This window comes from Roseovarius sp. YIN77, assembly GCF_057219155.1.
In genome coordinates, this window is the sequence record NZ_JBXVVI010000034.1 from 1 (window position 1) to 11,180 (window position 11,180).

At 50.0% G+C, this 11,180-nt stretch carries 13 protein-coding genes; 8 read left to right on the plus strand and 5 right to left on the minus strand.

From position 1 onward, the window contains the following. A partial coding sequence (locus AC2D8P_RS16040; protein ID WP_484703816.1) for a hypothetical protein occupies positions 1-246 on the plus strand: 246 nt, incomplete at its 5' end. 70 nt (positions 247-316) lie between these two features. After that, positions 317-877 carry a methyltransferase family protein gene (locus AC2D8P_RS16045; protein WP_484703818.1) on the plus strand — a complete coding sequence of 187 codons (561 nt, stop codon included), beginning with the start codon at positions 317-319 and terminating at the stop codon, positions 875-877. A gap of 147 nt (positions 878-1,024) precedes the next feature. Here AC2D8P_RS16045 and AC2D8P_RS16050 read toward each other — a convergent pair whose 3' ends face one another. The 3 genes from AC2D8P_RS16050 to AC2D8P_RS16060 all read right to left on the minus strand — a co-directional run bounded on the left by AC2D8P_RS16050 (position 1,025) and on the right by AC2D8P_RS16060 (position 4,509). Continuing rightward, the gene (locus tag AC2D8P_RS16050) at positions 1,025-2,566 is read right to left on the minus strand and encodes a BCCT family transporter (RefSeq protein ID WP_484703819.1); all 1,542 of its coding nucleotides are present in this window, start codon (positions 2,564-2,566) and stop codon (positions 1,025-1,027) included. Between the two features lie 887 nt (positions 2,567-3,453). After that, the gene (locus AC2D8P_RS16055; RefSeq protein ID WP_484703821.1) at positions 3,454-4,062 is read right to left on the minus strand and encodes a hypothetical protein; all 609 of its coding nucleotides are present in this window, start codon (positions 4,060-4,062) and stop codon (positions 3,454-3,456) included. A 27-nt stretch (positions 4,063-4,089) separates the two neighbouring features. Further along, complete coding sequence (locus tag AC2D8P_RS16060) at positions 4,090-4,509, minus strand: hypothetical protein (protein ID WP_484703822.1); 420 nt, start codon at positions 4,507-4,509, stop codon at positions 4,090-4,092. Positions 4,510-4,918: 409 nt separating this feature from the next. Here AC2D8P_RS16060 and AC2D8P_RS16065 point away from each other — a divergent pair, with 409 nt between their 5' ends. The 4 genes from AC2D8P_RS16065 (at position 4,919) to AC2D8P_RS16080 (ending at position 7,977) form a co-directional block, all read left to right on the plus strand. Beyond that, positions 4,919-5,149: an exonuclease domain-containing protein gene (locus AC2D8P_RS16065; RefSeq protein ID WP_484703824.1), complete on the plus strand. Its 231-nt coding sequence runs from the start codon at positions 4,919-4,921 to the stop codon at positions 5,147-5,149. 16 nt (positions 5,150-5,165) lie between these two features. Next, positions 5,166-5,660 (plus strand): GNAT family N-acetyltransferase, encoded by a 495-nt coding sequence (locus AC2D8P_RS16070; RefSeq protein WP_484703825.1) that lies wholly within the window; start codon positions 5,166-5,168, stop codon positions 5,658-5,660. A 184-nt stretch (positions 5,661-5,844) separates the two neighbouring features. After that, positions 5,845-6,759: an NAD(P)-dependent oxidoreductase gene (locus AC2D8P_RS16075; protein WP_484703826.1), complete on the plus strand. Its 915-nt coding sequence runs from the start codon at positions 5,845-5,847 to the stop codon at positions 6,757-6,759. Positions 6,760-7,305: 546 nt separating this feature from the next. Beyond that, positions 7,306-7,977 carry a hypothetical protein gene (locus tag AC2D8P_RS16080; RefSeq protein ID WP_484703827.1) on the plus strand — a complete coding sequence of 224 codons (672 nt, stop codon included), beginning with the start codon at positions 7,306-7,308 and terminating at the stop codon, positions 7,975-7,977. Positions 7,978-8,121: 144 nt separating this feature from the next. Here the strand turns inward: AC2D8P_RS16080 and AC2D8P_RS16085 are convergent, their stop codons facing one another. Together AC2D8P_RS16085 and AC2D8P_RS16090 are read right to left on the minus strand one after the other, a co-directional pair. Further along, positions 8,122-8,742 (minus strand): glutathione S-transferase family protein, encoded by a 621-nt coding sequence (locus AC2D8P_RS16085; protein WP_484703829.1) that lies wholly within the window; start codon positions 8,740-8,742, stop codon positions 8,122-8,124. A gap of 207 nt (positions 8,743-8,949) precedes the next feature. Then, a complete protein-coding gene (locus tag AC2D8P_RS16090; protein WP_484703830.1) occupies positions 8,950-9,324 on the minus strand; it encodes a nuclear transport factor 2 family protein in 375 nt (124 codons plus the stop codon). 190 nt (positions 9,325-9,514) lie between these two features. On the opposite strand from AC2D8P_RS16090, the gene AC2D8P_RS16095 reads away from it, so the two are divergent. Together AC2D8P_RS16095 and AC2D8P_RS16100 are read left to right on the plus strand one after the other, a co-directional pair. After that, positions 9,515-10,396 (plus strand): LysR family transcriptional regulator, encoded by an 882-nt coding sequence (locus AC2D8P_RS16095; RefSeq protein ID WP_484703831.1) that lies wholly within the window; start codon positions 9,515-9,517, stop codon positions 10,394-10,396. 346 nt (positions 10,397-10,742) lie between these two features. After that, a partial coding sequence (locus AC2D8P_RS16100; RefSeq protein WP_484703832.1) for a tyrosine-type recombinase/integrase occupies positions 10,743-11,180 on the plus strand: 438 nt, incomplete at its 3' end.

Consider the following 11,180-nt stretch of genomic DNA (forward strand, 5'->3'; position numbering starts at 1 on the left):
GCCCAGACCCTGCAAACCTGGACAGCCATGTATATCCGCAAGTTCCAGGAGGTAATTGACCGCCACCCCCCGGCCAAGCCAATCACCGCCAAACGATTGGCTGAAATGATTATTGCGGTGATCGAAGGCGGCCTGATCCTGGAACGCGCCTATGGCAACCCGGGCATGACCGCGCGCCAATCCGAGCAGTTTCGCGAGTATCTGGAACTGCTGTTTCCGACAGCGAATGTGTCACAGGTCGCCTGATTCAATCTGAACAAGCCATTTCAGACACTCTGCCTAAGCCTCGGAACCAGCAACGCGGCAAACAGGATGCATGTCCAGTTGTCTATCTTGCAGCATGCCTAGATGGCAGTGCTTGGTCGATGAGTATGGCGCATTGCACCCACACGCAATACGCTGGATATTGCAATCATCAGATATCGGAACCGGCATGCAAATCGTACCCAATTATCCACCTGTATGGACTCTGATCGCAGTTGCTTTGGTCGTATTGATTGATTGGCTGTTCCCGTCCTTCGTCATGGGCTTTCAATCCAGATGGTTGGGTACAATAGGGATTATTGTCGGACTTACGCTGATCATCTGGTCTGCAACATGGTTCATCCGGCGGAAAACACCCATTCACCCGCATGAAACTCCAAAGAACTTGATTGTAGAAGGTCCCTACCGAATATCCAGAAACCCAATTTATCTGGGCTTGGTGACGATCTGCATGGGTGTCGTCATCTATCTTGGGAACCCATTGGGATTTCTTCCAGCGATATGGCTGTTTTGGATCTTGCATACGCGGTTTGTAATGCCTGAAGAGGCGCGGCTTATCAAAGAATTTGGAGACGAAGCCAAAATCTTTATCGAAAATACCCGTCGCTGGTGAACGGGCTCATGGCTGTTGCAGACGATCTACACAGGGGGACCGCAATGGGGCCTAGGAAATGAGGGGCGCCCATTCACCCTGATGTTTCCGGTCTTTGCCTATTCCAAATGAAAAGGGGCGACCAACTTGGCCGCCCCGATTGAGCGATTATTGCTCTTTGCCTTTTGCCAAAGTAATGCGCAATGCATCCCACAACGATGGCAGAAGGATCAATGACACCGGAACGGCGGTGATCACGATAAAGCTTTGCAGTTTGGAAACACCACCCGAGCCGATTGAAATCAGGATGATGGCCATCAAACCCATGGCGACACCCCAGAAGATACGTACCGGCATCGATGGGTGTTCGTCCTGGCTCATCGTGACAGAGATGACATATGTCATCGAGTCACCGGTTGTGGCCACAAAGATCGTGGTCAAAATCAGAAACAGAACCGAAACGATAAAGCCAAGTGGCAATTGTTGGGTGATCGCCAGCAACGCTGCCGGCAGGTTAAAGCCCTCGAATGCGGTGGCGATTGTTCCGGGTTCAGCCAGTTCAAAAGCGATGCCGGAACCGCCCACAATGGTGAACCAGAAATTGGTCACAATAGGTGCAACGATTGACAGCATGATGATGATCGAACGGATCGAACGGCCACGCGATATACGCGCGATGAACATTGCCATCAGCGGACCGTAGCCCATGAACCAGCCCCAGAAGAACACAGTCCACCAACCCAGCCAACCGGGCGCGCCAAACAGACCCGCATCACCACGATACAGCGCCATGTCAAAGAAGCTGCCCAGATAAGTCGCAAACCCACCAAAGAAACCTTTGAAAATGAACAGGGTCGGACCTACGACCACCATGAACAGCAACAGCAGAGCGGCAAGCACAACATTGATGCGGCTCAGGATCTGGATGCCACGAGAGACCCCCGTCATTGCGGAGATGGTGTAAAGTGCAACGAGGCCCGCAATGACGATTGCCCGTGTGGCAAAGCCATCCGGGATACCGAACAGATCACTCAGGCCATAGCTGACCTGCAATCCGAGAAAGCCAATCGGGCCAACGGTACCCGCAACCACTGCGATGATGGATGATGCATCTGCAATCAGACCGATCGGACCATTGATCGCTTTGTCTCCAAAGACGGGATACAGCAAAGTCCGGGGCGCCAGCGGCAGGTCTTTTTCATAGTGGTAATGCATCAACATGACCGTCGTCAGAGAGCCCAGAATGGCCCATGCGAGGAATCCCCAGTGCATAAAGCTTTGGGCAAGGGCCGCATTGACGGCGGCCTCTGTTCCGGCTTCTGCGCCAAAGACAGGCGGAGAGGACAGAAAATGCGCCATCGGCTCGCCCGCGGCCCAGAAAACACCGCCACCGGCCAGCAGTGTACACATGATCATCGCGCCCCACTGGAACACGGTAAATTCAGGTGCCGCCAATCCGCCCAGAATGGCCTTGCCACCCGGCAGGACGCACAAAACCAGACCAATCAGGAAGGTCGCCAGCAGCAACAGCTGCCAATAAAGCCCAAAATACGTGGCGGAAACATTGAAACCCCAATCCACAAAGGACGTGAGTGCGTCAAGGTTAACCAGCGCAACGATACAAAAGAGAGCGATAAAGCCCCCCGAAATAGCAAAGAGCGGCTTGTTGATAGAGCCCTGTCTCTGCTGTGAAACTTGCGTATCCGCCATCGTTTTCTCCATAATGGTGTTGCTGAGGCCCGGTTGGGCGTTAGTAGGAATCGCAATCGAAGTGCGGCCATATGAATTGGAAGTTGGTTCCAATCAAACGAATTTAACTAAATATCATTTCATGAATATTGAACTGATGATCGGGATTGGTGACGTGGGTGAAAAAGCATTGCCATAAGGGAACAAATCACGAAGCGCAGCCAATGAATATGCCGATACTGGCAACGAAAATATGGAATGCTTCATCCAGCCGACATCAACGCCCATAGCCCAGACATCGTCGTGTGCTGGCAGAGCCTCTCGCTGGCGAGACGGTCAGTATGTTCCAACCGGTAAGGTAACTCTGAATATTGCATAGGCAATTATTGGCGCTGATCATGCCCCAGACTGTCACAAATTCAGAGTGTTAAAAACCAGATGATCGCATAGATGGCTCCATAGACCTCCTCTCCAAGGATTGATGCGGATCAGGACTTCCACGCGAGGGTCTCCAGTATATAGGATGCGGTATTATCTAAGACTTCGCTTTTGTTTGCTTGAGTGCTCAAGACAATAAATGGCATTTTGCAGTAGATACGCTTCAGTAGGTCCATTCCGATACATTTGGTTGTGTGCTGAATATCAGAAAATGAAAACAGGTAATGGCTTTGCTGTATGCTCACTCAGCGATCCGACTACTTCTCTCACCTGCGGTTCGCTTCGCTGTCAAATCGCTGAGGATTTCTTCTCTGTTTAAAGTTCAATAGAGACAAGCGAGCACTTATGAGATGAGTTCATCTCTTCAAAGCTTCACAATTGCCATGTGAGAGATCACATGACTTGGAAGTTTTACAATCTGAATTGTCACCGAAGTCCTTGAGCGTCGCAGCAAGGAGCCGTGCAGTCATTCAGTTTCGAATGAACTCCATTGAGTGAATGAAGTTTCTGTAGTTTTCCTCGACCGAAAGAGCTTTGGTTACATAGCCCTTCGCCCCGTCAGAATATGTGGATTTAACATCGATCGATCCGCTATGAACAAGTGTTGTCCAGTGACGCCTAAAGACACTGCTGAGTTCCCCTTGCTCGATAGAGCCATCAAAGCGGTCAATCTGTTCGGGAAGCAGTTGGAGAAGCAGATGCCAATGTGGGTTCGCACCGAGCTTTTCAGGGAACGCGATCCACTGTGCTCTTTCATCGGGTCGCTTTTGCCATTTGGGACCAATGATACCCCGATTGATACGCGCATCCCACTCCCTGAGGCGTTCTCGCATTCGACTGATACTGATGCTTGGGTCGTTCGAACTGAGTGTGATAAAATGTGTAAAACTTTTACCTTGCAACCACTCACGCACCCCATCGCGCACACGCAATGAGTTTGTGTATTCTTGAATCTCGGGGGAAAGAAAAGACATTGATAATATTATATCAAATTCCTCGAGCTTCCACAATCCAGGGTTCTGGTAAATTCCTGAGATAAAATGAACTATCCGGCTTGAGCCATCGTGAAGAAATTCCATGCATTGGCCATCGTTTTCGCACACCCCTCAAGCCACACCTGTCACCAAGCATCTCTCACGCGCCACCCGCATAACCAGCTTGGGCAGCCAGTCTTCGAGCGGTTTCATCTTGACGGGTGACTCTGACGTCACCCCCTCGCGGTATCCCTTGAGCAAAGCTTCTTCGTCACGTGTGAGCGGTTCCCCGAATGCCGTGCGGACCACATCCCATGTTTCTGGGTAATACTCGTCCAAAGCTGTCTTCAGAAGCAAGACCGGGTCAATGCAACACGCGAAGGCCAAGTCCGGGATGCGATCAATCGGGACTTTGGTTTTTCCTGTTTTCAGCATGGTGATCATGTTGGCATTTCTGAAACCCGCATCGCGCGCAATGTCACTCTGTGATCGGTCGCAGAACTTGATGGCGCGCTGTAGGAGATCTGCGGTCGGGCTGAAACGTTCGGTCATCATATTTTCTCATTGATTAAGTCGTTGATGACTTATTGTAGACAGCAACTAGTGATCCTTTCTTTGCTTGTTTTGTTTGCGACAGTTTGCGCCGTCCAAGGTTCGCCTGATCGCCGCGGCGTTTCTTTCTGATGTGTGAATCCTGCGGCCAGATCCTTGCATGTGTCTCGCCTTAAGGCATGACACTGCGCACCTCGAAAGCAAGGGTGATACATATGACATCGGACATGCTCTGAGGCCCATTAGAAGCGCCGTACAGCGAGGGAATATGACAGGATGAAGGGGGAGACACATTGGAGTTCGCCTCGCGCCCCTGTGACGCGCATAACTGAGGTTTCTACGCAGTGAAATTTCGCGACAGCTCTCTGAACCTGTTTCCTTTTCCGAAGAACTCCGGCAGGGTTTGAGCATGCCATTTGTTTTCTATGATCTCGAAACCACCGGACGGTCCCCTGCCTTTGATCATCCGTTGCAATTCGCGGCCATTCTGACCGACGCCGATCTTCAGCCCATGGAAGAGGTCAATCTACGATGTCGTCTCGCCGCTCATGTTTTACCATCACCAGGTGCAATTGCTGTCACCGGGAAAACCGCGCCAATTCTAGTGATTCAGCTTAGGATTTGCACCGGTATGCTATGATGCTATTGGCTCATACATGAAAATACGTGATGAAATTCCCGGCGACGAATCCGCGATCCACGAGTTGACAAAGATCGCTTTTGCGACAGTCGAAATGAGCGATGGCAGCGAGCCGCAGATCGTTGACAGGCTTCGTCAGAGTGGTGACCTCGCCCTCTCGCTTGTCGCATTAGAGGACGATAAGATCATTGGTCACGTTGCCTTTTCTCCTGTGATACTGTCAGGTTCTGGTGGAAATTGGTACGGCCTTGGCCCCGTCTCGGTTCACCCGGCGCGCCAGCGTGGAGGCATAGGTCGACAGTTGATTGAAAACGGGCTGGAGCGGCTCCGGTCGCTTGACGCCGATGGCTGCGTGCTTTTGGGCGACCCAGCTTACTATGCGCGTTTCGGCTTTTCATCTCCCGGCAACCTTAACTTCGGCATGGTTCCAACGGAATACGTGCAGGCGCTGGCATTCAAGGGCCAACCAGCCATAGGAGAAGTGCAATACCCCTCCGCATTTGGAGGCTGATCGGTTCCTTCGAGATCAGAAATTCAGGGGCAAACAGACCTCCAGAGTCGAACTTCGACGAAGTTGCCTGGCAGAATTCATCGGATGGCAGATCTGAGCCCATATAAGGTATGTTCCGTGACCGGTATATGGCTATTTCGGCATGGTATCTCTGCCGATTTGGCGACTCGCGGATGAGTACACTATGTTCGTTGTACTCATATTCCAAAAGGAGATCAAAATGCAGTCGGTTTCCATCATTGGTCTTGGCGCTATGGGTGCTGAATTGGCGAGGGAGCTTCTTGATAAGGGCTATCCGTTAACCGTTTGGAACAGATCGCCTGAAAAAGCTTCTCAATTTGTTGAGGCTGGCGCGCGCTTGGCGGCATCTCCATTCGACGCGATAAGGGGAAGTGATGTCACCATCACTTGTATCCGTTCACATGTCGATACTCGCCACCTATTAGAGGCAGACCCTTCCGCATTATCTGGAAAGACGATCATTGAGCTCAGCACCGGGGATGCTGCTGAAGCAAAATCGTTGCTGAAATGGTTTTGGGCGAACAATGCAGATGGCTTAATCGGTATGATTTCCGTGTTTCCGAAAGACATTGGAAAGGCTGACAGCGCAATTCTGGCGGTAGGATGCCACGAAACCTGGCTCAGCTGCGAAAAGCTGTTGAAATCGCTGGCCGGAAAATCGGCCCTTGTCGGCGAAGACCCGGTTGCTTTAGCCGCGATCTATGCCTCATTGGTCTTGCCTCGCCAAGGGTTCATGTTCGGCATGATCTATGGAGCGTTGCTATGCGAAAAAGCAGGAATTTCAATGGACGCTTATGTCAAAGTGCTCCCACTGACGATCAATGTCGTGCATGACTACTACGACCTCTTTGCGGCCACAGTACCAAGCGGGAATTTCGCCGATCCCCCAGCTTCGATGAGAGTTTATCATGCCGCATTCCAAGATGTATTGCGGACCTGCGGTGATCTCGATGCCCCTGATGAATTACCCCAACTTCTGCACGACCTACTTCAAAGAGGCGTTGATGCCGGATTGGCGGACCAACAGATAACATCGCTCACCAAGCTCTTGGGAAATCAGGCTCCCCCAAAATACTAGCTATGTTAAATGAATACTCGGGATGACCTTCGGTTAGAAGTCCGCCTCGTCCGCATGCTGACCTTCAACCAAGACAGCTCTGAGGCTGGCAGGGCCACGCGTAGGCGAGGTTGGCGTCATTTTGTGTCCGGGATGCTCGGGGCAGCAAAGACCAGCCACGGACCTTCATAGAGCGCCTCATCTGTTTCGAGGCGCTCCAATGCCCGTTTTACAGCCTTACAGACGTTCCGCGCAATGGCTGGACCACGTTTGATAGTGCAGAGCTTGAGACAGCTGAATTGGTAAGTCAGGGCAAAATATCAGCGGACGGTGCAGATCTTCTCAGGGAGTTTTATCGATCCCGGGAATTGATGATCGAGAGATTGTAGATCGCTTCGGGTCAAGCCAAACTGACACATCATTCTCACGGGCTTCAATGCAGCTTGGCCGAAATCGTCAGATGATGGCTTTGAGACCAAACTTCACCTTGCTCAAATCGAAAATGATCGGTGGACATCCCTACAATCCAAGCTTGCTCCGAACCGGTTCAAGTCCCACACTCCACTCATGACAAATTTGGAAAAGCAATTCATCGAAAAGGCTGCGCCAGAATATTGGTACAGTTATGCACATGAGCTCGCGGACACAGCCGACGAAATTTACAGCAAGTCGAAAGGTCAGTGGATTGCGTACATCCACAGCCATGACGATGGTTCGAAAGAAACTTATAGCCGCCCGCTTGTATCCCGCCCAGTCCTGCTAATGTACGGCCTCTCCTTTGAAAACTTGATCAAAGGATTGCTGATCTCTGAAGAACCAACGCTTCTACAGGGTGGAAAACTTAGCAAGCAACTGCTTGGCCACGACCTCGTCAAATTGGCGGATCGCTTGAAGTCCCTCCAACTGTATGCCGAAGAGTTGGCCTTGCTGGCGCTCCTCTCTGACGTTGTCCCATACCACGGGCGCTACCCGGTCCCCAGAAACGCGCACGACGTAAAACCGGAAAAGTACATCAACGAGGAGGTCTATAAAGCTTGCAGGGCGCTTTTTGGTCGTTTGGAGATTCAACTTTACCGGCTAAATTTCAAAGGCATTGACGCGCCAGAGGGGGTTCGCTTCCCGAAATTGCGCCTTACACATCTTGATGCAGAAGCCGATTTCATCACTGACGAACACGAAATGGAATTGCGGGACTTCCTGCAAGAATTCAGGGAGGCGGAGAGTAAGGATTCTGGCTGAAGGTCGATCATCCCTGCATTTCCACGATGGTCACCACAGCCCTAAATTCCGAGAACCACGAACCTGTAGCCAACTCCCGCATTGTCACGCATGCAGACCTTCAATCAAGACAGCTTCAAGACAACCGTAGCAATGGCCCAGCGCTCAACCGAAATGCCATACCTGCACGGGTGCGATGTTTGGGCGAACTTTGGCGCTTTCTACCATGCGATTGATCTTGGGACATTCCCGCTCCAGCCATGCCGAAGGCATCCACTGTGCTAGCATCCAGACATAAATATCCAGTACTGTGAATTGGTTTCCAAATAGGTAAGGGCCGTCACCCAGAGCATCCTCAAAAATTTTGTAGTGTCTCTTCACATAAGTTTCTGCAGCAGTTTTGACCGGTTCTGCACAACCTTCTGAATCTACGAAGTTTTGAGGATTGAGTTTTCTAAGTTCACCCTCGTAAACATTCACCGCGAAGAAAAATAACCATCTGTCGTGTTGAGCACGTCGACTGCTGCCGGGTGGTGGCGCGAGATTGGATTGAGGGTGTGCGTCGGCAATGTGCAGAAGTATCGCCGCGCCCTCGGTCATGATGGTGTCATCGGGCAGGATCAACGCTGGGACTTGGCGCCTTGGGTTAATCAGTCCATATTCTTCTTTGTTCTGTTCTCCAGCCGCCGTGTTGACAGGAATGATTTCATAATCCGCGCCAACTTCGTTCAAAGCGGCTTCCGTTGCTAAAGAACCCGTAAGTTTCCAACCGTATATTCTGTACATGACGCCTCCCAAAATCCAGTTTTATCAACGAGATCATTCTAGCTTGAATGCCAGTTCCTCTTTAGAAATTTGCCTATACGAACGTGAGGTCGCCAACTGAATGGTCAACGCTAGAATATTGCAAGACTCAACAAATCGAACTGCAAACATGAGCCCTTCCACGACACCCACAAGGTGGCAATGCGTGGCAGATTGTAGAGTTTGCCGCTAAAATGCTGCTTTCCATTGCTCGGTATCCACGAACCAACGCTCTTCAATAATTAGTCCATCGCTCCCAAACTTAAACAGAACCGCACATTGTGAGCCGTTCGGCAGTTTGTCAGAGGTAAACTCTATGATATTTGTGATTTCGTTTTCACCTTGGCAATAGCGCAGGTCTTTAATCTCAAATCCCGGCGGCAACGCCTGCCCAATTCCGTCGAGAGCAGTCCGGAATGCAGTGCGTCCTTCTAGTATGTCGTTTTGACCGGGTAGAATAAAAACCATGTCTTCATCATAAAGACTGGCTAGTTTGTCCATATCACCAACTGCCAACGCTGCCCATCCGGATTTAAGGTCCTCAATCTGTTTGGTATTCGCCATGTTATTGATCCTATGATATTTTTCTCACTTCTAATCCGAACAGTTTCCAGAGGATTTTCCGACCAGTCCATGGACGGACATAGTCACATTCTTTGTTTCACGGATTATCGTAAATATACAATTTTTCCGATTTTCGTGATAATCTTATCTGTAATTGATACTCTTTTGATAAACGGAACAATAAACTCGGATGGATTTAATTACCGCAATGCGGATAATGACTGAATTGGCGAGGCTGGGAAACTTCGCCGCGGTTGGACGTGAACTGCATTATTCTCCTGCGTCAATCAGTCGAATTGTTGGAGAGTTGGAGGCGGACTTGAGAGTTCGCTTGGTGAATCGAACAACTCGCCAGCTTAATTTGACCGATTCTGGCGAGGAATTTGTTCAACGAAGCATAGGAATTCTTGAGGAAATAGACGAATTGAGATCGAATGTTCGAGAAAGACACGAAACGCCTCAGGGAACACTAAGAATATCAAGTGTGGCAGCCTTCGGGAATGAGTGTCTTGCGCCGATCATTCCCGGTTTTATGGAAAAATTTCCTGAACTTAAAGTCGAGTTGAGCATAGACAACCGTTCCGTTGATCTCATCGAAGAACATTATGACGTCGCCATTCGCGTCGGCCCTCTTCGTGATTCCTCGTTAATTGCTAAGAAGATTTCCACTCAGCGAATGATCTTTGTCGCCTCGCCAGAATTTTGTAAACGCCATGGTAAGCCCAAGACCCTTGCCGAAATGAAAACATTACCTTCATTCGCCCAAATCAGCGGCGACTGGGGTCGGATTCAACGATTCAAGCGCGGTGAAGAGATATTGGAATTTGAGGTGCCGCAGAGTTGCGTCATGAGTTCTCCACGAGCCATCAAGAATGCCGTTTTAACTGGTTATGGATATACTATAATCAGCCATTTCTCAGTTTCCGATGAAATTGAAGCCGGGCGCCTTGTTTGCTTGTTGCCCGAATATGAGCCAGTCGAACAACACCTTTACGCAGTGTTTGCGCATAGGCGCTTTGTACCGCGTAAGGTTAGAGTGTTTGTAGATCATCTATGTGAGATTTTGGCCTGACGGTTCAAACGTATCAAACTGGACAGCGCGGTTACAATACATCGACACCAAAGTAGAATGAAGAGTTGATCCGCATAGCTGACTTCAACCAAGACAACTCTGAGGCTGGCGGGGCTACGTATAAGCTCGCGCCTTTGGACATTTGTGTTGCTGCTACACAAATCTCTTCTCAACAACCCGTAAAGAAAGTGCTGTTTTGGGGGGTGCTTAGCACGTAGTTAGTACGGGTTTAAATCAGGTAATTGCCTGTTTTTTATAATTTTTCCATTTTTGGCATCATTTTACGCCCGACGGCCCAATCCGAGTGTCGTATAATAGAGATATAGTAATGTTATGGAGTAAGAAATTGAGTAAATCATCCACCAAAACGATCTCAGACGCGTGTAAAATCTGGCTCAAGTCCTGTGAGCGCAATGGATTGGAGCCTGCAACGATTCACACCTATTCAGGACATGTTCGCAATTATATTGACCCGCGTATTGGACATATGCTGGTCGCGGGAATCTCACGATCCGAGGTCTGGGATTTCGTAGAAGAACTACAAGATGACGACGTATCGCGTTCCACGACAAAGAAGATTCTTGCCAGTTTGACATCGATACTGGCGACGGCCATTAATCGCGAATGGATTGACACAAATGTCGCTCGAGATGTGAAGCTGAAGCGCAACAAGCGCCTCGAAGATGAGCGCACAATCCCGACGAAAGACGAAATCCGGACAATGTTGGAAAAAGCACCGGACAAATACCGACCACTTATCAAGACCGCCCTCCTCACTGGTATG